Here is a 23,393-nt window from a genome sequence, read left to right as displayed (position 1 = left end):
GAACGGGCCGGTGGCGGGGGGATCGCCCGTCCCGGACCCGCCGTCCGGCTGGACGGATCACAGCCGGACGGCGGGCGCCGTGGTGGTCGGGCGACGACCGGGAAGTATCGGATTCAGGCCACCGCTGACGGCGTCAGCAGGGCCCGCACCTCGTCGGCCTCCGGGGAGCCCAGCTCCTCGTAGAGGACGAGCGCCTCCGTCCAGCAGGCCCGGGCCCGGTCGGACTGGCCGAGCCCGGCCAGCGCCCGGCCCAGCAGGGTCAGCACGTTGCCCCGGCGCCACTCGCCGCCGATCTCCCGCAGCGCGACCAGCGCCTGCTCCGCGAGAGCGGCGGCGCGAGCCGGACGCCGGGCCGCGAGGTGTGCCTCCGCCAGCCGGAACAGGGCCATGCCCTCCCACAGCCGCTGCCGTGACTCCCGGAAGACGGTCAGCGCCTCCGTGAGCTGGTCCAGCGCCTCGGACAGCCGGTCCGCCTGGGTCAGTGCCATGCCCAGCGCGTAACGGCCGTTGGCCAGCCGCAGGGTGAGACCGATGCGGTCGTAGATCGCCACGCCCTCCTCCGCGAGCCGGACCGCCTTCTCGGTGCGCCCGGTGGCCAGGTGGATGCGGGAGAGGTTGCACAGGGCGCTGGCCTCCCCGGGTCGGTTGCCGTCCGCGCGGAACGCCTCGATCGACTCCTGGAGGAAGCGTTCGCCGTCGTCGTGGCGTCCCTCGTAGAGAGCGATGATTCCCCGCTCGTTGGGGGCGTTGCAGCTCACCCACGGGTCGTCGGCGGCTTCGACGGCGAGGAGGGCCCGCCGGGCCTCGTCGTCGGCCGCGGCGAACCGTCCGGCGGTGCTGTGGATCTGGACCAGGGTCAGCCGGGCACGGGCCTCCACCCGTGCGTCCCCGGCGGCCATCGCCGCGTCCCGCAGCGTGGTCGCCGCGATCTCGTAGCGCCGGGTGCTCACCCCCACCTCCGCGAGGGCCTTCGCCGCCATCAGCAGGTCCACCGCGGCGCGCGGCGCCCCGATCCGTCCGCCCTGCAGCACGGCGGCCAGCAGGCAGTCCGCCTCGGAGTGCAGCCAGTCCAGCGCGGCTCTGGCGTCGGTGAACACCAGCCCCGGCCGGGCGGTCGGTTCGAGGTGGTCGACGGTGCGGTCGCCGGGGCGTTCCAGGGCGTACACGCCCGCCGCCGTGGCCAGGTAGAAGTCGAGCAGACGGCGCAGCGCGGCGTCCCGTCCGGCGGGTTCGTCGCGCTCGGCGCAGACCCGCGCGTACAGCCGCAGCAGATCGTGGAAGCGGTAGCGGCCGGGTGCCGCCGACTCCAGCAACGAGGTGTCGACGAGCCCTTCGAGGAGTTCCTCGGTGTCGTCCTCCGACAGGTCGAGGGCGGCCGCCGCCGCGGTCAGCGAGATGTCCGGGCCGTCGGCGGTGCCGAGCAGCCGGAACGCCCGGGCCTGGGCGGGCTCCAGCTGTCCGTAGCCGAGTTCGAAGGTGGCCTTCACCGCCAGGTCACCGGCCTGGAGCTCGTCCAGGCGGCGGCGTTCGTCGGCCAGCTTCGCGGCGAGGACGGACACCGTCCAGGTGCGCCGGGCGGCCAGCCGGGACGCGGCGATCCGGATGGCCAGCGGCAGGAACCCGCAGGCCGCGACGGTGTCCAGGGCCGCCTCCCGCTCGGAGCCCACCCGCTCCTCGCCGACGATCCGGGTGAACAGTTGCAGGGCCTCCTCGGGGGACATCACGTCGAGGTCCACCAGATGGGCGCCCGCCAGGTCCACCATCCGGGTCCGGGAGGTGACGAGCGTCGCGCAGCCCTCGGTGCCGGGCAGCAGCGGACGCACCTGCGCCGCGTCCCGGGCGTTGTCGAGCAGGACCAGCACCCGTCGGCCGTCGAGCAGCGTGCGGTACAGCGCGGCGCGCTCCTCCAGCGTCTCGGGGATCGCCGGGTCGGGGGTGCCGAGGGCGCGCAGGAACGCTCCCAGCACCGCCTCGGGTTCGGCGGCGCGCGGCCCGGCGCCCTGGAGGTCGATGTACAGCTGGCCGTCCGGGAACCGGGCCCGGGAGGCGTGCGCGACGTGCACCGCGAGGGTCGTCTTGCCGACCCCGCCGATGCCCGCGACCGCCGACACCGCCATCACCCGGCCCTCGGCGGTGGCGAGGACGTCGCTCAGCTCGGAGACGAACGCCGTCCGGCCGGTGAAGTCCGGCACCGTCGCCGGGAGTTGCGCGGGACGCACCGGGGCGGCCACCGGTTCGGGCGCCGCCGCCTCCGGCTCCGCCAGCCCGGGGTCGGCGCGCAGGATGCGCTGGTGCAGTTCGCTGAGGCCGGGGCTCGGGTCCACGCCCAGCTCGTCCGCGAGCAGCCGCCGGGTGTCGGCGTAGACGGCGAGCGCCTCGGCCTGCCGTCCGCTGCGGTACAGCGCCAGCATCAGCAGCTCGGGCAGCCGTTCGCGCAGCGGGTGGGCGGCGGTCAGCGCGGTCAGCTCGGAGACGGCCTCGGCGTGGTGGCCCTGGTCCAGGTCCAGGTCCAGCCGGGTCTCCTGGAGCTGGAGCCGCCATTCCTCCAGCCGGGTGCGCTGGTTGGCGGCGAACGGGCCGGGCACGTTCGCGAGGGGCTCGCCGTCCCACTGGGCGAGGGCCTGGTTCAGCAGGGTGCGCGCCCGGGGCGGATCGCCCTCGGCGCGCGCCTTCTCGGCCCCGGCGGCCAGCGTCTCGGCACGGCTCAGGTCCAGCGCGTCCGCCGCCGTCCGGATCGCGTACCCGCCCGCCTCGCTGTCCAGCACGCCCTGGCCGAGTGCCTTGCGCAGCCGGGAGGCGTAGGTGCGGACGGCGGCCAGCGCCTGCGGCGGGGGCTCCTCGCCCCACAGCGCGTCGATCAGCTGACCGGCCGTCGCCATCCGGCCGTCGCGCAGCAACAGCGCGGCGAGCAGCGCGCGTTGCTGGGGGGAGCCGGTCGGCAGGGGAGTGGTCCCGCGCCAGGCCCGTACCGGGCCGAGGACCCCGAACCGCAGGTCGTGGGCGTCGTCGCCGGTGCCGCCCACGTCCCTCGTTCCGCCGCTGGTCGCGGCCCCGGGCGCGGTCCGGTCGGTGGGGGTGAGGACCGTCGTCGGGGTGGTCTCCCGCGCGGCCGACCGCTCGTCCGTCCGGTGCGGCGCGCCCGCCCGGCCGCTGGGGCCGCCGGGCACCGGGACCCGACCGCCCGGCGCGGGCGGCGTGCTGGCGTCGGCCCCGGGGGTGTCGCTGGTCGCCTGGTGGGCGCTGGCGGCGGCGGCCGGGGTGGGATGGGGCCCCGAGGCGATCCGTCCGGGGACTCCGGGGCTTCCGGGGCCTCCCCGGGCTCCGGGGGCTCCTGGGGTTCCCGGGAGCTCCGGAGTCCCCGGGGCTCCGGAGGATCGGGCGCCGTCCGTGACGTCCGTGTGCGTCCGGTCGGCGTTCCCCGGTGCGGTGGCCGGATCGTGCGCGGAGCCGGTCACCGCGCCGCCGCCGTCCGGTCCGGACGCTCCGGGTCCGTCGGTGTGCGGGACGGCCGACCGGCCGGAAGCCGGTGTGACCGGACGGCGCTGATCCGGGACTCGCGGTGCTCCGTCCATGCGTCTCCCTGCCCTGACTGACGAGATTCCTGGCCTCCGTCAGTGTGCCTGCTCGGTACCGGAAGCGTCAGTATTGATATGGACCTGTCACTGTTGTCGTTCCCGGTCCGGACCCCTCGGTGCGCGGGGCCGTACGGGTGGCCGTGCCTGGGGAAGACACCCGTACGCCCGTCGGAGGTTCCCGGTGGACGCCCTTGGAGTGAGGGGGCGTTCGGGCTTCCGGGCGGTCCGTCCGGCGCGCGGTGCGACGGGGTGCCGTCGGGTGGGGGCGTGAACGCGGCGCGCGGGCCGTACTGACGATCCGTCATGACCGGTCCGTGGCGTGTGCGCAAGGTGGGGCCTCCCGTGCGTCGATGCCGTACGTCGTCCCGTACGCCGTCGGGCGGGCCGTCAGGCGTACGGTTCCGGGTGTTGCCGTCGGTGCCGTGCTGTTCCGTGCTTCTGCGCGGGTGGTGCGTGTGGTGTGCGTGGTGCGGGTGGTTCGGGAAGGCGGGGGCGGGGTGGGGCGCGGTCCGTCCGGGCGGTGGGGCGGGGACGGAGGTCGGGGACGGACCGCGCCGCGGGTCAGGGGGTGTCGGTGACCGTACCGGTCACCCAGGGGCCCTCGACCGGGTTCCACTGGTCGTCGTAGGTGATCGTCCGCATCCGCAGGGTCTCCGTTCCCTCGGTGACCGTGTCGCGGACCGTGGGGACCGCGACGTCGACGCTCGTCTCTCCCGCCGGGACCACCACCGAGACATACGGGTCGTCCAGTCGGGACAGGGGCCGCTCCGGATCGGGCGACACCCCGAAGTTCCGGTCCAGCCAACCACGTTCGACGTCCTTGGTGGACAGTTCCGCCCCACCGGACACCGGACCGACACGGAAGGCGACGCCGAGCGTGTCCACGTCGGCGGGGTCCGACAGGCTCACCCGCCACACCAGCGGCGCCCCCTCGGCCACCCGGGTCGCGACGCGGCGCACGGTGACCCCGGGCCGGGGGTCGTCGTCCTTGACGGTCACCCCGCCCCGGTCCGAGCCGATGACGGCGCCCCGCACCGCCTTGGCGAACACCCCGTGGACCAGCTCGTACCCGTGACGGGTGTTGCCCACCACCTCGACGGGGACGTCCAGCAGCCGGGTGCCCGGCCGGACGGTCACCGTGCGGTGGGACTCCGGCAGCGGATAGGGCGGGCTGTCGAACAGCCGTATCGTGCCAGTGCCCTGGCCGGAGACCGTCACCGGCACCTTGAACGTCCGGGTGCCCGCGTCGCCCTCCTTCACGGTCAGCCGTCCGATGTCCACCCGGGGGAGGGGGGTGGGGCGGACGGTGGGGGTGCCGGGGCGCCAGCCCCAGGCGTCCATCAGCCAGAGGCGTCCTTTGGTGGTGCGGGGGATGAGTTCGAGGTTCTTGAGGCGGGTGAGGTCGAGTCCGGCGCGCAGTGCGGGCTTCAGGGTGACCCGGGTCTCGCGGGCCCAGGCGGAGGTGGTGCGGGGGGTGCCGGGGACTCCGTCGAGGGTGGTGCGGCCGAGGTGGGCGCGGCGTCCGTCGGCGTCGGTGACGCGGACGTCCAGCGCGGTGCCGGTGGAGTTGGGCGGGACGATGACGCGGAGGGTGAGGGCGTCGGAGCCCTTGACGGAGAAGGGGCGGTCGGGGGTGACCTTGACGGGGGTTCCGGCACGGCTCCAGCGGGCGGCGACCGCGTACCGGCCCGGCTCCCAGGACGTCTGCCAGAAGGCGAAGTGCGGTGAGCGGACGTGCCCGTCCAACGGCAGACAGCCCTCGTCGTGGTTGACCTGACGGCACAGTCCGCCGCCGGTGACGCGGGTGGTGTCGGTGGGGAGGATCGCGGGCCGGCGGTGGGCGCCGGTGGCGTGGGTGAGGGCGTGGGCGGGTCCGGCGGAGGGGGCGCGGCGGTGGGTGCCGTCAAGGAGGGGGCGGACCTTGTCGTCGCCGGCGACGAAGAGGCGTGCGGCGGTGGCGATGTAGGTGGAGCCCGCCTTCTGCTGCTGCCGCGCCGTCAACCGGGCCGCCCTGCCCCGGTCGCACAGCGGATCGGGCGAGGTGCCCGGCCAGAAGTCGTCGTCGGCCGGTGCCTGGGCCTGGCCGGGCGTCCACTCGGTGTTGAAGTAGTTGTGGTTGGCGCCGATCAGATAGACCACGCTGTGCAGCGCCCGCCCCCGGGTGACGCCCCGGGTCGCGTCGGCGTACATCTGGCCCTGGAGGTCGGAGACGTCTCCGTCGCAGCCGGGCAGGATCGTCATCGAGGGCACGTCGGGGACCGGGTTCTGGGCGAAGATCGTGGGAGCGACGAGGACGGTGCCCTTGATCTTCCAGCGGACGGGTCCCCGGTAGCCGTCGACGGCGGCGGGCGCGGGGTGGAGGGTGTCCATGGCGGCGCGGTTGACGCCCTCGCCGCCCCGGGAGTGCCCCACCAGCAGCACCTTGTCCAGGTTCCGCTTCGGCAGCCCCTTCACGGCGGCGGGGGCCGTGGACGGACGCGCCGCCCAGCCCGCCCACCGCGCCAGGTGCTGCCGCACCAACGACGACCGCGCCTGGGCGCCCCCGTCGTCCTCGGCCCCGTCCTGGCCGTTGACGCCGTTGGCGGAGACGGAGACGGTGACGTACCCCTGGGAGGCCAGCAGCCTCTGGTCGTGCAGATACCCCCGGTGGCTCGGGACCTGCCGGTAGCCGGGTTCACAGGGCCAGGAGCCCGACTCCTCGCCCCGGGCGTCGTAGCAGGTGCTGTGGCGGCCGTGGAGGAAGAGGACGAGGGGGCGCGCGCCGGTGGCTCCGACGGGGCCGACCACGGTCGCCTTCATCTCGACCTTCTCGGGCAGCCCCGGCAGCTTCACCGACGGCAGGGAGTACTCCCCGCTGGTGGTGCGGTACCGGCCCTTCACCCCCGGGTCGACGGGGTTCGCGGGCGGCCGGGCGGGCAGCACGGGGGTCACCGGGGCTGGCTCCCCCGTGAACGGCTGACGGCGGGCCCCGTCCGCCCCCGCCCGGTCGAGGCGGCGTCCGGCGGCCACCGCCCGGAGCCCGCCGCCGGGGAGGGGCCGTTCGCCGCCCAGCGCCAGCCGGAAGGTCCGTCCGTCCCGGTCCGGCACCGGAACGCCCAGCGGGCGGTCCCCGAGGTGGAACTCCACCCGGGCGCCCCCCATCGGCAGCCGGTCGGGCGCGGTCCACACCAGCTGTCGTCCCGGCCCCGCCCCGGATATGCGCCAGCCAGGGGGGAGCCGCTCGTCCCCGCTCGGCGCGGCGGCCCCGGTGGCCCCGGCGGCGGCCCAAGTCGCCGGGGCGGGTGAGGTCGGTGGGGCGGGTGAGGTCGGTGGGGCTGACGGGTGGCCCGGGGGCGTGGGGCTTCTGGCGGCTCCGGTGGCCCTGGTGGCCTCGGCGGTTCCGGCGGACCGGGTGGCTCCGGTGGCTTCGGCGGCTCGGGTGGCTCCGGTGGCTTCGGCCGTTCCGGCGGCCCGGGACGGCGGTGCCGATCCCGGTGCCGCCAGGGCCAGTTCGGGTACGCCCGCCGCCAGCGTGAGTGCCGCCACGGTGACGGCCCCCGCGCGCGTGACACGGTTCAAGGTGGTCATCCTCCCTGCGCTCGGTCGCACGGGGGAGCCGCCGGGGGTTCCGGTGGCTCCTCCCTTTCGGATCGGAGGATGCCGGGGGCCGGTCCGTCGGTTGCGGTCCGGCCGTCGCGCTGTCCGGTCGTCGCGGGTGCGGGGCGGCGCGGAGGCGGCGCCCGCTCGGGAATTGACGGTGCGTCATACGAGGTCGTGCGGCAGGCCGGGCCAGGCGGACCCGGACCCGTCACGACAGGGGGTGATCCCGTGCGGGCGGCGCATTCCGTGTTCCTGGTGGCGGTGTCCGTGGCCCCGGTCGTCCCCTGGGCCCTGTTCCCCTTCGGCCGTCGTCGGGGGAGTGCCGCCGCCGTCCTGTGTCCCGGGGCGCGGTGGTGTGGTTCCCGGGCCGGGCTCCCCTCGCCGCGTTCCCGGCCCTCACCGCCTTCTCCGCGTTCGTGCGGCTGGTCGTGGAAGCGTCCGGAACGTTCGCGGAGGGCCGGGCGGCGGGGCGCCGGGCCGGGAACGTCAGCGCGACGGGTCCCTGCGTTCGTAGTCGGTGGCCGCGCCGCCGTGCTGGTCCACCCACCAGGCGATGCGGCAGTCGAGGCAGGTGTAGCGCCACCGGGGGAGCCGGGTCTCGGGGTCGGCGGCCTGGGCCAGGATCACGCACGTCCGGCCGCACTGGACGCACCGGACCGGCTTCTGAGCGTTCACACCGGTCAGTCTGGCAGGGGGTCCCCGGGAGCGGTCCGGGTCGACGGGGACGTACCGGAAAAAATGAGACTGTGACAAATCGGACAGGCGACGATTCCCGCACGGAAGGCCCCGCAGGAGTCGACCTTGGGAATCCTGGCCGCCCGTCGGGCGGTCCATGGAAACCTCGATCCATCGCGCTAAGCGCTCGCTCAACCCAAGGAATTTCCGCCCGCCGGGGAGTGACGAAAAACGGAACTCTCCCTTCCGGTAACGGAAACCGCAGCACTTAACCTCCTGTTCATGACTCAGGTGGAAGCGCGGCCTCCGGCCGGAGACCAGGTACGGGGAGCCCAGGGCCCCGGCGGGGGTGCGGACGTACGGGGCAAGGGGCTGAACGGGAACTCCGTGGGCCTGGTGGGCAGTGCCGTCATCGGCATCTCCACCGTCGCCCCGGTCTACTGTCTGACCTCCACCCTGGGGTCCACCGCCGGGGAGGTCGGCCTCCAGATGCCCGCCGTCTTCCTCGCGGGCTTCCTGCCGATGCTGCTGGTGGCCTTCGCCTACCGGGAACTGAACCGGGCCGTCCCCGACTGCGGCACCTCCTTCACCTGGACGGTGAAGGCGTTCGGCCCGCGCGTCGGCTGGATGTGCGGCTGGGGCCTCGTCATCGCGACGATCATCGTCCTGTCCAACCTCGCCGGAGTGGCGACCTCCTACTTCTGGCTCCTCGCCGGGGAGCTGACCGGCAGCGACCGGATCGCCGCCCTCGACGACAACAAGGCCGTGCACATCGTCACGGTCCTGGCGCTGGTCGCCGTCGCCACCGCGATCAGCTACCGGGGCATGACCGCCACCAAGGGCGTCCAGTACGCGCTCGTCGCCCTCCAGCTCGTCGTCCTCGTGGTGTTCGTCGCGTTCGCCCTCCAGAAGGCGCGTTCCGGCGACTTCGCGACGGGGATCGACTTCTCCTGGTCCTGGCTGAACCCGTTCTCGGTGCAGTCCTTCGCCGCGTTCACCGCCGGACTCTCGCTGTCGATCTTCATGTACTGGGGCTGGGACGCCTGTCTCACCGCGAACGAGGAGACCGTCGGCAGCGACCGCACCCCCGGCCGGGCCGCCCTCGTCGCCATGGTCGTCCTCGTCGGCTCCTACCTCGCCACCGGCATCGCCGCGCAGATGGCCGTCGGCTCCGGCACCACCGGCCTCGGCCTCGCCAACCCCGACACCTCGGACAACGTCTTCGCCGCGCTCGCGGGACCCGTCATGGGCGGCGCGCTCGGCGTGCTGCTCTTCGTCGCGGTGCTGGCCTCCGCCGCCGCGAGCCTCCAGACGACGTTCATCCCGGTCGCCCGCACGGTGCTCGCGATGTCCACCTACGAGGCGCTGCCCGCGTCCTACGCGCGCGTGCACCCCCGGTTCCGCACCCCCGGCCGGGCCACCGTCACCGCCGGGATCGCCACCGGCGTCTTCTACACCGTGATGACCCTGGTCAGCGAGAACGTCCTGGTGGACACCATCTACGCGCTCGGGCTGATGATCTGCTTCTACTACGCGCTGACCGCGTTCGCCTGTGCCTGGTTCTTCCGGGCCGAGCTGCGCCGCTCGCCGCGCGACCTGATGTTCAAGGGCGTCTTCCCGGTGCTCGGCGGGGCGCTGCTCGCGGCCGTCTTCGCCAAGACCCTCTTCGACATGTGGGACCCCGCCTACGGCTCCGGGTCCGCCGTCCTCGGGGTCGGCTCGGTCTTCGTCATCGGCGTCGGTCTGCTGCTGCTGGGCTTCGGGATCATGCTCGTCATGCGCCGTCGCAGCCCCGCGTTCTTCCGGGGCGAGGTCCTCACCCGGGAGACCCCGGCGCTGGTCGTCACCGACTGATCCGGCGCGGTCGGCCGGAGCGGTGGCGGCGCGGGTCCGGTCGGCCGTCCGGTCGGCCGGGGTGGTCCGGACCGCCACGGGCCGCGTCTCCGTGGCCCGCGTCGCCCCGTTCCGGGCTCCCGTGGCCCCGCGTCGCCCCGTTCCGGTCCGCCGTGGTCCGGGCCTCAGCGGCCCGGGTCGGCCTCGGCGGCTCCGACGGCCCGGGGCCGGACCGCACGCGCGGCCCGGCCCCGTTCCGTTCCCCCGTCCCCCGTTCGCGTCATCGAGGACGCGGTACGGCTACGCGGGGATGCAGGTGGCGGGCACCCAGCCCTTGATGCTGCCGACGCGGCCGTAGTACCACTGGTTGCTGCTCTTGCCGCAGAGCCGGTACGACTCGCCCGCCTGCGACCTGCCGTCGTTGCAGACGTCCCCGCCCCGGCCCTTCCCCCAGATGCCCAGCGCGGTGGCGTTCAGCCGCTTCGCGGTGCGGATCTTCACCGTCTCCTTGGCCTTCACCGGCGACAAGTAACTGCTGCAGTCGACCGCGGCCGCCGCGACCGGCGTGGAACGGACGGTCTCCGCGCTCCCGGCGAAGGCGGTGCCACCCGTGAGGGTGGCGGCCACCAGGGCCGTGGTCACGAGCGCGGTTCCGAACGACTTCCTCATGCGTGCTTTCTCCCTGTGATGGAACGGGTCCCCCCGGAGCGCGGACGCCGTCCCGGTGCCCCGTGTCCCCCGTGGACCGGACGGCCGCCCCGATGGCTTGATCTGATCACGGCCCCGGCCGTGCCGGACAGCGATTTCCGTGCCGGGTGACACGGCTGTGACGGGTCCGGGACGTGTGCGTGGATCCGGTGACACGTCCTGGTCGTCCGCCCGTTCCGGCCCGGCCCCGGCCCCGGCCCCGGGTGCGGGGCGCGCGGGCCCCGTGCCCCACGCGCCCCCACCGTCCGGCCCGGGATCAGCCGGACGCCTCCGTCCCCGTCCCCGCCTCCTCCTGCGGCCGGGCCGCCTCGCCCCGGCCGACCGTCATCGACCAGCGGACCCCGGCGGGAGCCTCGACGGACGCCGTTCCGGAGCGGTGCGCGCCCGACACCCCCACCTGGTTGTACGTGGTGCTCGCGGCCCCGGCCTCGCACTCCAGCGGGAAACCGACCCGGGTCGGGCGGAGGTTCACCTCGATCCGGCCCTTCCCCTGGCACCGCACGGCGACGACCAGCGCGTCCCCCTTCCGGCCCGCGCCGAATTCCATCCGGCCGTCGCCCTTCCGGTCCGCGACCCGTCCGGCCAGGGACTCGTCGGAATCCAGTGCGGGCGCGTCCTCGACGGATTCCGCCGTCGAATCCGACGCCGGTTCCGCCCCCGGTCCGCTTTCCGGCCCGCCCGTCGGCTCGCCGGTGGATTCCGTACGGGATTCCCCACCGGATTCCCTTCCGGGCCCCGTACCGTCTTCCGTAGCGGATTCCTTTCCGGATTCCTTTCCGGATTCCGTGCGGGATTCCGCGCCGGACGACTTCGTGGCGGTCGGACCGTCGGCGGAACAGGCCGCCGTCCCGGGAACCAGGACCAGCGCCACGAGCAGGGCGCACCGCGCCACCGTGCGGTTCACGTCACTTCTCCCAGATGGCCCAGCCGACCCGGCGGGGGGTGTAGGTGGTCGAGGGGTACTTCACGCCCTTGGTGCAGTTGGCGTACGTGTACTGGCTGTAGCCCGCACTCTTCATGCGGTACACCCCGTACCGGGCGAACGTCGTCTTGCGCGGCGGGGTCTTGACCCGGATGGTGTTGCCGATCTTCGTGCTGAGCTTCGTCGACAGCTCGACGCCGAAGGCGCCCTCCACCTCCAGCACCAGGACGGAGCCGCTGACCTTCAGCTCGCCCTTCACCGCGATCCCGACCTCCCCGGCGGTCTCCGAGGTGAACGCCGAGTTCGCCGTGTGCGAGGTGCCGTTGTAGTTGGCCTGCTCGGCCCCGACGCCCCTGTGGTAGTCCTTGCCCTTGCTCGTGGCCGTGTACGAGTAGCCCGGCTCGCACGGACGGCCGTGCGGCTCGTCCGGCGCCGGCTGGCCCGGCTTCGGGACGCCCGTGACCGGCGGCGTGTACTCGCCGCCCGGCTCGGCCGGGGCGTTGACGTCCGGGGCGCCCTCGGTCAGGTCCGGCTCCTCGGGCACGGCGGGCGCCTCGGTGGCGACGGGCTCCGGCTGGGTCGCGCCGGGGTCGGTGTTCGCCATGGCCGGGCTGCCCACGCCGAGGACGGCGAGCGCCAGGCACGGAGCGACGAGAGTGGACGCGATCTTTGCAGCACGCATGAATTGATCCCCGTGATCGTGTTCTCTGGAAAATGAGGACGGTATTCGATGCGGCCTCACGGATTCCGGTCCCCCGACTCCGTGAATTCCGACTCCCCCCGAATCCCGACGTGGGAGATCATGGCAGCGGGCCGAGATCTCCGGCAAGGTCGGTCCGGCTTCTCTGAGGGAAACTTGATGTAGCCCAATTCCTTGAGCGGTTATGGGTGATTCGCCTCCCTCCGGACGGTGGGGGAACGCTCAAGTCTCCTTATCCCGGGGGAGGCACGCGAAGACCCGGAGGGCCGCCCCGTCCGGTCGGTCGGCGGGAGGGGCGGCGGTCGCTCCGGGTCTTCGTGGTCTGCGCGTGGCGCTCAGGGCGTGCGTGGTGCGCGTGGCGCTCAGGGCGTGCGTGACGTACAGGGCGTGCGTGGCGTGCGGGACTACCCCTCCGCCGGGAGCACCGGCAGCACCAGCAGCAACTTCGGCAGATGCCCGTCCGACGCCGCCGCGGCCCGCCGCCGCTCCTCGGGGACCTCCCCGTACAGCGTGGTCCGGGGCCGGGCGGGCCGTCCCGCCGCCTCCGCGATGGCGACCAGGTCCTTGACCGACCGGTACGAGCCGTAACCCGATCCGGCCATCCGGGAGATCGTCTCCTCCATCAGGGTGCCGCCCAGGTCGTTCGCCCCCGAGCGCAGCATCTCCGCCGCGCCCTCCGCGCCCAGCTTCACCCAGCTGGTCTGGATGTTGCGGACGTGCGGGTGCAGCAGCAGCCGGGCCATCGCGGTGACCGCGCGGTTGTCCCGGGCGGTCGGACCGGGACGGGCGATCCCCGCCAGGTACACCGGGGCGTTGGTGTGGACGAACGGCAGCGTCACGAACTCCGTGAACCCCTCGACGCCCTTCTCCAGCGCCCGTTCCTGCACCTCCACCAGGGTCCGCAGATGCCCCAGCCAGTGCCGGGGCTGGTCCACGTGGCCGTACATCATCGTGGACGAGGAACGGATGCCCAGTTCGTGCGCGGTCTCGATGACCTCGCGCCAGGTCGCCGTGGGCAGCTTGCCCTTGGTGAGCACCCAGCGGACCTCGTCGTCCAGGATCTCGGCGGCCGTCCCGGGCATCGAGTCCAGCCCGGCCTCCTTCGCGGCGGTCAGCCACTCGCGGATCGACAGCCCCGTCCGGGACGCCCCGTTGACGACCTCCATCGGGGAGAACGCGTGCACGTGCATGCCGGGCACCCGCTCCTTCACCGCGCGCGCGATGTCGAAGTACGCCGTCCCCGGCAGATCGGGGTGGATGCCGCCCTGCATGCACACCTCGACCGCGCCCACCTCCCACGCCTGCGCCGCCCGGTCCGCGACCTGGTCCAGGGAGAGCGTGTACGCGTCGGCGTCGGTGCGCCGCTGGGCGAACGCGCAGAAACGGCAGCCGGTGTAGCAGACGTTGGTGAAGTTGACGTTCCGGGTGACGATGTACGTGACGTCGTCGCCGACCACGGAGGCGCGCAGCTCGTCGGCGATCCGGCAGAGCGCGTCCAGGGCGGGCCCGTCGGCGTGCAGCAGCGCCAGCGCCTCCGCGTCGGTGAGCCGCGTCGGGTCGTCCGCCGCGGTGCGCAGCGCCCCGCGCGCGTCCCCGTCGATCCGGGACGGCACCATGCCCGGCGCCGCCGCCTCCCGCAGCGCCTCCCAGTCGCCGTACACGGCGTCGAAGTCGTCGCGCCGGTCCGTGGTGCGGCCCTCGGTGTCGATGGTGCGGTGCAGGTCGGTGCGGCCCGACGGGACCACGAACGCCTCGTCGGGCTCCTGCCACGGCAGCCCGGCGGGGCGGGCGTCCGGATCGGCCAGCCCCGTCGCCGGGTCGGCCAGCGCGCGCACGTGCGGCAGCACCCGGGGGTCGAGCCACGGTTCGCCGCGCCGGACGAACTCCGGGTACACGCACAGCCGTTCCCGCAAGGTGAAACCGGCTGCCTCGGAGTGCCGCGCCAACTCCTCGATCCGGGGCCAGGGGCGCTCGGGGTTGACGTGGTCGATGGTCAGCGGCGACACCCCGCCCCAGTCGTCGACGCCCGCGCCGATCAGCCGCGCGTACTCGGCGTCCACCAGGTTCGGCGGCGCCTGGAGGCAGCCCGAGGGGCCCATGACCAGCCGGGCCACCGCGACCGTGGCCACCAGGTCGTCCAGTTCCGCGTCGGGCATCCCGCGCATCGCGGTGTCCGGCTTGGCCCGGAAGTTCTGGATGATCAGCTCCTGGACGCCCTGGTACGCGCGCGCCACCCGCCGCAGCGCGAACAGCGACTCCGCGCGCTCCTCGTACGTCTCCCCGATGCCGATCAGCAGCCCGCTGGTGAACGGGACCGAGCTGCGTCCCGCGTCCTCCAGGACCCGCAGCCGGACGGCGGGCTCCTTGTCGGGGGAGCCGTAGTGGGGGCCGCCCGGTTCGCTCCAGAGCCGGGTCGCCGTCGTCTCCAGCATCATGCCCATGGAGGGCGCGACGGGCTTGAGGCGCTGGAAGTCCGTCCAGCTCAGCACGCCCGGGTTGAGGTGCGGCAGCAGACCCGTCTCCTCCAGGATCCGGATCGACATCGCGCGCACGTACGCGATGGTGTCGTCGTACCCCTCGGCGGCCAGCCACTCCCGGGCCTCCGGCCACCGGTCCTCGGGCTTGTCCCCGAGCGTGATCAGCGCTTCCTTGCAGCCCAGTTCGGCGCCGCGCCGCGCGACGTCCAGCACCTCGTCCGGCGACATGAACATCCCGTGCCCGGCCCGGCGCAGCTTGCCGGGAACGGTCGCGAAGGTGCAGTAGTGGCACTTGTCCCGGCAGAGCCGGGTCAACGGGATGAACACGCTCTTGGAGTACGTGATGACACCGGGCCGCCCGGCCGCCGCCAGACCGGCGTCCCGCACCCGGGCCGCCGACGCCGACAGGTCCTCCAGATCGGCGCCGCGCGCCCGCAGCAGGACGGCCGCCTCGCCGGTGTCCAGGGTGACGCCGTCCCGGGCCCGCCGCAGCGCCCGCCGCATGGCGCTGGCGGTGGGCGGAGCCTCGTCCCGTCGGCCGGGACCTGCGGGAACGGCGGGACCCGACGGGGTCTGCGGATCTGTCATACCGCGAGCATACGAGTGGCGGGGGACGCCGTCAGCGGTGCCTCGGGAGGCTTCCCCGTACGGCGAAGTCGCCCGTCAACTCCGGTGACCGTCCGCAGAACCACGAGTTACCACGAGCCCCGGCGGCCCCTGCCGCGCCCTCGGCCCCGATGACGTCCGTCGGTGGCGGAAGTGACGGACGTGGCGTCAGTGACGGACGTGGCGTCAGTGACGGCGGCGGCGCCGTGGGCGGGGGCGACCGGCCGGGCCCGGCGCCGGGGTTGTCCACAGGCCCCTGTCCGGAGTTGTCCACAGGCCCGCACGCGATCGGCGTCCGGTCCGTACCGTGGAGCGCGGAGCGGTCCGGGCCGGGTCGGCATCGGTCCGGTACGCGGCGACACGCCGTGGGACGGAACCAAGGAGCCGGTCGGCTCGTCGCATGTGGCGTCGGCGACCGGGCGTCGCCGGGCCGCGGGGACGGTCCGGGCGCCCACCCGAGCGAAGTCGGTGGGGGACGGTGGGGGACGGATGAGTGCCATGAGACGGACGGGTACGGATACCGGGACGACGGAGGCCGGTTCCGGTGCGCGGGCGCCGGGGGCGGCGACCGGTACGGACGCGGCGGCCGGTGCGGGGACGCCGGCCCGCCCCCGCCGGGCCGCGCTCGTCGCCGCGCTCGCGGCCGTGGTCGCCGTCGCGGTCGCGGTCGGGCTGTGCTGGACGTTCCTCGTGGGCCGCGGCGCCGGAGGGGAACCCGACCGGGGCGAGGACCCCGTCCCCGGTACGAGCACCGGGTCCACCCCCGGCGCCAAGGCCGGGGGAGACGACGGGGAACCGGCCGTCCGGGGCGGTACCGATCCCACCCCGACGGCCTCCGGCTTCGACTTCGACCCCGATCCCGACCGGGTGCCGCGCGACCGGGCCGGGGCCCTCGCCCTGGCCCGCGAGGTCGCCGCCCGCCCCGAGGAGCACGGCCGCGACTACCGGAAGGCCACCCCCTACGAGAGCGGCCCCCGCGACTGGAACGTTCTCGACGACTCCTGCGCGTGGCGGCGCGGGGAGGCGCCCGAGAGCGTCCTCGCCAGCTTCACCCGGCGCGCCGTGCTGCCCGCCGCCGACGGCAGGGGGGCGGTGCGGGTGTCCGCGACGGTGACCGTGCACCGCGCCGAGTCCCCCGCCGAGTGGGAGATGGCGGAGACCCTGGAGGAGGCCCTGCGCTGCCCCGACCAGCGGCTCGGCGCCACCGAACGGATCACCGGACTGATGTCCCTCGGCTCCGGCTACGGCGAGGGCGCCAACCTCACCGCCGACGACACCCTCATGGAGGCCGGGAAGTTCCTCGACGAACGGACCGGCGGCGACCCCGCCTACTACGCCTGGCACCAGGACCGCCTCGGCCCCGTCACCGTCGCGCTCGTCGTCAAGGGGGCGAAGGGCCACTCCGACAAGGAACTGCGCCGCACCGCCGCCGAGACCATGACCTTCATGAAGACCCGGCTCCGCAAGGCCCTGGAGGGCGACGCATGACCGAGCCCCTGCTCCCCCGGGACCCGTCCACCGTCGGGGGGTACCGGCTGCTCGCCCGGCTCGGCGCGGGCGGCATGGGCGTCGTCTACCTCGCCCGCGCCGCGTCCGGGGCGCTCGCCGCGGTCAAGGTCATCCAGGCCGAGCACGCCGACAGCGAGGACTTCCGCGTCCGGTTCCGCCGGGAGGCCGACGCGGCCCGGCGCGTCCACAGCCCCTGGGCGGTCCCCGTCACCGGCGCCGACCTCGACGCCGAACGGCCCTGGCTGGCCACCGCGTTCGTGCCGGGGCCCGCCCTCCACGAGGCGGTCGCGGCCACCGGACCGCTGCCCGTCCGCAGCGTGCGCGTCCTCGCCAAGATGCTCGCGGGCGCCCTCGGCGCCGTGCACACCGCCGGACTCGTCCACCGCGACGTCAAACCCGGCAACGTCCTGCTCGCCGTGGACGGTCCCCGGCTGATCGACTTCGGCATCGCCCGCTCCCTGGACGCCACCGAGCTCACCGCCGCCGACCTCGTCATCGGGACGCCCGGCTTCCTCGCCCCCGAACAGGCCCTCGCCGACGGCGGCGAACTCGGCCCCGCCTCCGACGTGTTCTCCCTCGGCTGTCTGCTCGCCTACGCGGCCACGGGACGCCCGCCCTTCGGGACCGGGGCCGTCGACGCCCTCCTGTACCGCACGGTCCACGGGGAACCGGACCTGGCGGGGATCGCGGACGACCCGCTCCCGTCCCCGGAGCCGTCCCCGTCCCCGAGCCCGCCCCCGTCCTTGGCGCCGACCCCGAACCCGGGCCCGCCCCCGTCCTTGGGCGCGGACCTGTCCCCGAACCCGAACCCGACCCCGGACCTGTCTCCGAACCCGAACCCGACTTCGTACCCGACCCCGGAGCTGTCCCCGGACCCGTCCTCGTTCTCGGAGCCGTCCCCGGACCCGACCCCGGGACCGTCCCGGACCCCGGACGGGGACCCGAACCCGGACGGGGACCCGGTCCGACCGTCCACGGGACCCGGCGCGCCCGCCCGGTCCGGGGCGCCGAGCCCTTCCGACGGGTCCGGCGCGCCCGCCCCGTCCGGGAGGCCCCCCGGCAGCCCCGCCCCGTCCGGGGCCGCACCCGGTACGCCCGCCACTCCGGTCCCGCCCCACCGCCCCGACCCCCGGCTCGCCTTCAGCGTCGGCGGCGACGGACCACAGGACGGACCACGAGGCGGCCGACCGGACGGACGACCGGACGACGCGCCCCGGGACCACCCCGTGGACGCCTCCCCGCCCCGCCCCCGGGACCACCGCCCGGCGCCCGGACAGCCGCTCACGCCCCCCACCGCGCCCGCGCCCCCCGCGTCTTCTGCGGCCGACGGGGTCGACGGGGCTGACGGGGTCGACGCGGCCGACGCGGCCGACGGAGCGAGCCCCGACGCGACCGCCGCCGCCCCCGGGCCCGCGCGGGACGCGATCCGCCCCGCCCCCGACCCGGCCGCCGAACTCCTCGCCCTGCTGCGCCGCTGTCTCGCCAAGGACCCGGCGGCCCGGCCCACCGCCGCCGAGGTCGAGGCCGCGTTCCCCGAGGACGTCCCGTCGGGCACCGCCGACTGGCTGCCGCCCGGAGTCGTCCGCATGATCGCCGACCGTTCGGCGGCGATGCTGGCGCTCCCCGACGTCGAGGCCACCCTCGTGGACCCCCCGCCGCCCCCGCCCGCGCCCGCACCGCACGGCCACCGCCGCAGGCTGGTGCTCCTCGCCTCCGGCGGGGCCGTCCTCGCGGCGGGCGGCGCGGCGGGCCTGTGGGCCGCGTTCGGCGGACCGGGCGGCGGCGGGGGGAAGAAGAAGGCGGCCCGCCGCTGGACCATCGCCCTCCAGGGCGACTTCTCGGGACCGGCCGCCGCCGTGGGACGCGCCCAGGAACGGGCCGCCCGGCTGGCCGTGGAGGAGTACAACGCCCGGCACCTGCGCTCGTTCGACCTGACGCTCGTCACCCGCGACGACGCCGGTGACCCCGCCCGGGCGGTGACGGCGGCCCGTCGCGTCGCGGACGACCGGGACGTCCTCGCCGTCGTCGCGTCCAGCACCGACCGCACCTCGAACGCCGCGCTGCCGGTGTACGAGGGCGCCCTGATCCCGATGCTGACGGTCGTCAACGGCCAGACGGCGCCCGCCCAGAAGGACTCCCGGGTGTTCCTGCGGACCCGGCCCCCGCACGCCTACGCGGCGATCGCGACGGTGTACGCGCTGCTGGGCTCCGCCGGGTCGCCGCGCCGCCCCGGACTCATCGAGGACCGGGGGGAGGACGCCGTCGCGTGGATGTACTCCACGATGGCCGCGCACGTCTTCCGGCAGACGGGCCGCCCCGCCTACCCCCGGGTCGTCCCGGCGTCCATCGGGGACGGCTTCGGCCCCGTCGTGGACGACATGCTGGACGAGGGCGTCGACGCGTTCCTCTACAGCGGCCCGGCCGTGGGGGCGGCCCGGCTGGCGCGCACGCTCGCCGCCCGCCGCTTCGACGGCCCCCGGTACGCGGCGGAACCCGCCCTGGACCCGGAGTTCCCGCGCCGGGCGGGGAAGGCCGCCGAGGGCTGGCGGATCGCCACCGGGGCCGTCGACCCGGCGGACGCCCGGGTCCGCCGGTTCGCCGCCGCGCACCGCGCACGGTTCGACGCGGCCCCCGGCCGGTGGGGCGCCGAGACGTACGACGCGGTCAACCTGGTGATCCGCGAACTGGACCGGGTCGCCGAGGGCGGCACCCGGCCCGAACCGCGCGCCCTGAGCGGGGTGTTGCGGTCGGCGACGTACGAAGGGGTCTCCAAGCCGCTGGTGTTCGTCCCGGAGACCGGCGAGTTCAAGTCGCTCCACGGGGTGCACCTCCACGAGGTGCGGGACGGCGGCTTCCGCTACGTCGGCCAGGCCCCGGTCCAGGCGCCGAAGCGCTGACCCGGGACGGCCGTGAGCCACGCACTACAGAGGACGAAGACCCGGGAGACCCGGGATACGGGCACGCGAACGGGGGGAACCGTGGGAACACCGGTGCCGGAGAAGGCGGGGCGGCGGCCGTGCGGGCGCTGAAGGAGTCCGATCCCGCGTCGATCGGGGGGTACCGGCTGCTGGCCCGGCTCGGCGCGGGCGGCATGGGCGTGGTGTACCTGGGCCGTTCGGAGGGCGGCGGGCTGGCGGCCGTCAAGGTGATCCGCGCCGAGTACGCGGCCGACCCCGCGTTCCGGACCAGGTTCCGCCGCGAGGCGGACAGCGCCCGGCTGCTGCGCAACCGCTTCGTCGTCCCGGTCACCGCGGCCGACCCGGACGCCCGCGAACCGTGGCTCGCCACCGCCTTCGTCCCCGGCCCGTCCCTCGCCGAGGTCCTCGCCGACCGGGGGCCGTTCCCGCTGCCCGGGGCGCGGGGCCTCGGGGCGCGGCTCGCGCTGGCGCTCGCCGAGGTCCACGCGGCGGGACTGGTCCACCGGGACGTCAAACCGGGCAACGTGCTGCTGGCCCTGGACGGTCCCCGGCTGATCGACTTCGGCATCGCCCGTTCCCTCGGCGCCACCGCGATCACCGCGACCGACGCGATCATCGGCACGCCCGGCTATCTGGCGCCCGAGCAGGCCCGGCCGGGGGAGGGCGGGGTCGGCCCGCCCGGCGACGTGTTCGCCCTGGGCTGCGTCCTCGCGTACGCGACCACGGGCCGCCGCGCGTTCGGCACCGGCACCCCCCTCTCCGTCATGGTCCGCACCGTGCGGGAGGCCCCCGACCTCGACGGGGTCGACGGCCCCTGGCGGGAGGTGCTGGAGGGCTGCCTCGCCAAGGACCCGGACCACCGCCCCACCGCCGCCGGCCTCGCCGCCGCGCTGGGCCCGGTGCCCGACCGCGCGGGCGCGCCCGGCGACGACGACTGGCTCCCCCCGGACCTGCCCGCGCTGATCGCGGAACGCTCCGCCCGAATCCTCGACCTGCCGGAGCCGCCCCGGACGCCCGCCCCACCCCCGCCCGAAGCCCCGCCGCCCCCGGAACCGGGGCCGGGACGACGGCGGTTCCTGGCGCTCGGCGCGGCGGCCGGAGTGCTCGCGGCGGGCGGCGGCACCACCGTCTACCTCGCCCGGCGCGCCCCGGACACCGACGGGGCCGACGGGCGGCGGGAGGCCCTCCCCGTGGTGACGATCGGGCTGCACGGCGACACCTCCGGCCCGGACCGGGCCCTCGGCCGGGCGCAGGAACGCGGCGCCCGGCTGGCCGCCGCCGCGCACAACGCCCGCCCGGACCGGGCGTTCACCCTGCGGCTCAGCGTCCGGGACGACGGCGGGAACGCCGACCGGGCCCGAGAGACGGCCCGGCGGTTCGCGGCCGACCCGGCGGTGCGCGCGGTGCTGGGGCCGACGGGCGACACGGGCGTCCGGGCGGCGGCCGGACGGTACCTGGAGGCGGGGCTGCCGATGCTCACGGTGTGGGCGGGGTACGCCGACCCGACCACCGAGGACGCCCCGGTCCTGCTGCTCCGCCCGCAGACCATGGCGATGGCCGCGGGCGCCACGCACTGGCTCACCCATGTGCGGCCCGCGCGCCGCACCGCCCTGATCGACGACCGCGAGGACGGCGACCACAGCTACGCCATGGTCAAGTCGCTGCGGCAGGTCCCCCCGGCCAAGGGCACGGTGTCGGTGCACACCGTGGCGGCGGACAGCGACGACTTCGGCCCGGCCGCCGCCGAGGCGCTGGCCGCCGGAGCCCGGGGCGTCGTCTACTGCGGCACCTCGCCGCGCCGCGCGGCCCGCTGCGCCAGGGCGCTGCGGGCCGCCGGGTTCGACGGCGGACGGGTCCTCTTCCAGCCCGCGGCGGGGGCGGAGTTCCGCGCCGGGGCCGGGGCGGCGGCGGAGGGCTGGGGCGTCGCCTCGGCGTTCGTGGACCCGGCCCTGACGCCCCGGGCGGCCGGGTTCGTCCGCGCCCACCGCGCGCGGTACGGACCGGGCCCCGTCCCGCTGGGCACCGCCGAGGCGTACGACGCGCTGGGCCTCGTCGCCCGCGCCCTGACCCGCCCGGACGGGCCGGACGGGCCGGACGGTCAGGGCGCCGTCGACCGCGCCGCCCTGCCCCGACGGCTGCGGGAGGCCCCCTACCGGGGGATCACCCGTACGTACCGCTTCACCGAGGAGACCGGCGGAGTGGTCCAGGACGACGGCCTGTTCCTCTGGGTCGAGGGCCGCGACGCCGCCCGCTACCTGGGCCCGTTCCGCTCGGTGGACGCGGGGACGGTCGACGGCTGACCGGACGTCCGCTGGGCGACCCGACGCCGGGCGCCCGACGCCGCCCCCCCCGGCTGACCAGCGGCCGGACCCGACTCCGCCACCCCCACTTACCGTGTCCATTACAGTGCAGCGAGCGAGCGAGTGACCCGTCCGGCGAGGGCAGTGAGGGGGAGGGCCGGTGAGCGCTGTGGCCACCGTGGTGTGGGGGAGGGCCGAACAGCAGGACTTCCGCGGCCGGGTCCGTGGCACCCTGCTCGGCCTCGCCATCGGGGACGCGCTGGGCGCGCCCGTCGCGGCCCTCGCGCTGGACGCCATCCGGGAGGCGTACGGCGAGGCGGGACTCACCGGCCTCGCCGCCACCGCCCGGGGACGGCGCGGCGCGGTCACCGCCGCGACCCAGCTGACCCTCTTCACCGTGGACGGGCTGATCCGCGCGCAGGTCCGACGGGACGTCGGCGTCTGGCACCCGCCCACCGACCTCCACCGGGCCTACCGCCGCTGGGCGGCGACCCAGTGGAACTGGGGACCCGACGAACGCCGCGCGGACAACGGGTGGCTGGCCCGCGAGGAGTGGCTGTACGCCCGGCGGGACCCGGCGCGGTCCCTGATCGTGGGCTTCGGGGACGAGACGATGGGCACCCTCGACGCACCGAAGAACCCGGAGGAGAAGGGGTGCGAGGCCGCCGTGCGCTCCGCCCCGTTCGGGCTGCTGGTGGGCTGGGAGCCGCGACTCGTCGTCCAACTGGCGGTGGAGTGCGGCGCGCAGACCCACGGCCACCCCGAGGGGCATCTGGCGGCGGGCGCGTTCGCGGTGATCGTCCACGCGCTGGCGCGCGGCGCGGTCCCGGACGAGGCGGTGCGCGACGCGGTGGAGCTGATCGGCTCCTGGGCGGGGCACGAGCGGATCGGCGCGGCCCTGGAGGGCGCGTTGGACGCGGTGCGGCGCGGCACGCCGGACGCGGAACGGGTCGAGGAACTGCTGGGCACGGGCGAGGCGGCCGGGGTGCTGGCCGTCGCCGTGTACTGCGCGCTGGTCGGGGAGGACGTCCGGCACGGGCTGACCCTCGCGGTCAACCACGGCGGCGACTCGGCGGGGGCGGGCGCGCTGACCGGCGCGCTGCTCGGCGCCCTGCACGGGGAGACGGCGCTGCCCCCGGCGTGGCTCACGGAGCTGGAGGGCCGTCCGACGCTGCTGGCGCTCGCCGACGACTTCGCGCTGGAGATGACCCAGGGGCCCGCGCTGCACGGCCCGTCGGCCTCGGCCCCGGCGTGGCTGGCGCGTTACCCCCGGGAGTGACGGGCCGCGCCCTCCCCGCCGGGACCGTGCGCCGGGCCCGTGACCGGACGGCCGTCCACGTGGGACGGCCGCCCGCCACCAAGCCGGGTCTCCGGGACGGGCCGGTCCCGGAGGGGGTCCGGAGCGGGCCCGGTCAGGGAGGGCCCGCTCGTGCGCCCGGGAACCCGTGAAGCGCGGGAACCCGGGAACTCGTGGAGGTCGGAACGGCGGGGCCGTTCCTCCCGGCCCGGGATCCTCCCGGCCCGGGATCCTCCCGGCCCGGGCTCCGGCTCCCGCCCCCGCTCCGGTCCGGAAGCCCGGCGGGAGTGACCG

At 75.6% G+C, this 23,393-nt stretch carries 12 protein-coding genes and 1 pseudogene; 6 read left to right on the top strand and 7 right to left on the bottom strand.

The features are described from left to right. Positions 1-113 precede the first annotated feature (113 nt). The 3 genes from ACVWNX_RS13485 to ACVWNX_RS13475 all read right to left on the bottom strand — a co-directional run bounded on the left by ACVWNX_RS13485 (position 114) and on the right by ACVWNX_RS13475 (position 7,829). Positions 114-3,023, bottom strand: coding sequence for an AfsR/SARP family transcriptional regulator (locus ACVWNX_RS13485; RefSeq protein ID WP_454414757.1), 2,910 nt, complete (start codon positions 3,021-3,023; stop codon positions 114-116). A gap of 1,113 nt (positions 3,024-4,136) precedes the next feature. Continuing rightward, positions 4,137-6,716, bottom strand: a complete 2,580-nt coding sequence (locus tag ACVWNX_RS13480; RefSeq protein WP_454414756.1) for a dienelactone hydrolase family protein — start codon at positions 6,714-6,716, stop codon at positions 4,137-4,139. 924 nt (positions 6,717-7,640) lie between these two features. Next, a complete protein-coding gene (locus ACVWNX_RS13475) occupies positions 7,641-7,829 on the bottom strand; it encodes a hypothetical protein (RefSeq protein ID WP_454414155.1) in 189 nt (62 codons plus the stop codon). A gap of 282 nt (positions 7,830-8,111) precedes the next feature. Here ACVWNX_RS13475 and ACVWNX_RS13470 point away from each other — a divergent pair, with 282 nt between their 5' ends. Beyond that, a complete protein-coding gene (locus ACVWNX_RS13470) occupies positions 8,112-9,683 on the top strand; it encodes an APC family permease (protein WP_454414154.1) in 1,572 nt (523 codons plus the stop codon). A gap of 279 nt (positions 9,684-9,962) precedes the next feature. Here the strand turns inward: ACVWNX_RS13470 and ACVWNX_RS13465 are convergent, their stop codons facing one another. From ACVWNX_RS13465 to ACVWNX_RS13450, 4 genes are all read right to left on the bottom strand, one after another. Further along, a complete protein-coding gene (locus ACVWNX_RS13465; RefSeq protein WP_454414153.1) occupies positions 9,963-10,331 on the bottom strand; it encodes an SH3 domain-containing protein in 369 nt (122 codons plus the stop codon). A 295-nt stretch (positions 10,332-10,626) separates the two neighbouring features. Next, on the bottom strand, positions 10,627-10,917 hold the full coding sequence (locus tag ACVWNX_RS13460) for a hypothetical protein (RefSeq protein WP_454414152.1): 291 nt from the start codon (positions 10,915-10,917) through the stop codon (positions 10,627-10,629). A gap of 358 nt (positions 10,918-11,275) precedes the next feature. After that, positions 11,276-11,974, bottom strand: a complete 699-nt coding sequence (locus ACVWNX_RS13455; RefSeq protein ID WP_454414151.1) for a hypothetical protein — start codon at positions 11,972-11,974, stop codon at positions 11,276-11,278. A 422-nt stretch (positions 11,975-12,396) separates the two neighbouring features. Beyond that, positions 12,397-15,057: a bifunctional FO biosynthesis protein CofGH gene (locus ACVWNX_RS13450; RefSeq protein WP_454414150.1), complete on the bottom strand. Its 2,661-nt coding sequence runs from the start codon at positions 15,055-15,057 to the stop codon at positions 12,397-12,399. Between the two features lie 507 nt (positions 15,058-15,564). Between ACVWNX_RS13450 and ACVWNX_RS13445 the strand changes: the two genes are divergently transcribed. The 5 genes and pseudogenes from ACVWNX_RS13445 to ACVWNX_RS13425 all read left to right on the top strand — a co-directional run bounded on the left by ACVWNX_RS13445 (position 15,565) and on the right by ACVWNX_RS13425 (position 23,081). Next, a complete protein-coding gene (locus ACVWNX_RS13445) occupies positions 15,565-16,563 on the top strand; it encodes a hypothetical protein (protein ID WP_454414149.1) in 999 nt (332 codons plus the stop codon). Then, a pseudogene (locus ACVWNX_RS13440) lies at positions 16,560-17,282 on the top strand (serine/threonine-protein kinase); the annotation flags it as partial. The gene ACVWNX_RS13445 and the pseudogene ACVWNX_RS13440, both read left to right, overlap by 4 nt. Positions 17,283-18,170: 888 nt before the next feature. Further along, positions 18,171-19,481, top strand: a complete 1,311-nt coding sequence (locus ACVWNX_RS13435) for an ABC transporter substrate-binding protein (RefSeq protein ID WP_454414755.1) — start codon at positions 18,171-18,173, stop codon at positions 19,479-19,481. Between the two features lie 119 nt (positions 19,482-19,600). After that, on the top strand, positions 19,601-21,802 hold the full coding sequence (locus ACVWNX_RS13430; protein WP_454414148.1) for an ABC transporter substrate-binding protein: 2,202 nt from the start codon (positions 19,601-19,603) through the stop codon (positions 21,800-21,802). A 160-nt stretch (positions 21,803-21,962) separates the two neighbouring features. Further along, on the top strand, positions 21,963-23,081 hold the full coding sequence (locus ACVWNX_RS13425; protein ID WP_454414147.1) for an ADP-ribosylglycohydrolase family protein: 1,119 nt from the start codon (positions 21,963-21,965) through the stop codon (positions 23,079-23,081). Positions 23,082-23,393 lie beyond the last annotated feature (312 nt).

Source organism: Streptomyces sp. JNUCC 64 (assembly GCF_054484115.1).
Note: the sequence above shows the minus strand (reverse complement) of the source record. Positions and strands in the feature narration are given on the sequence as shown.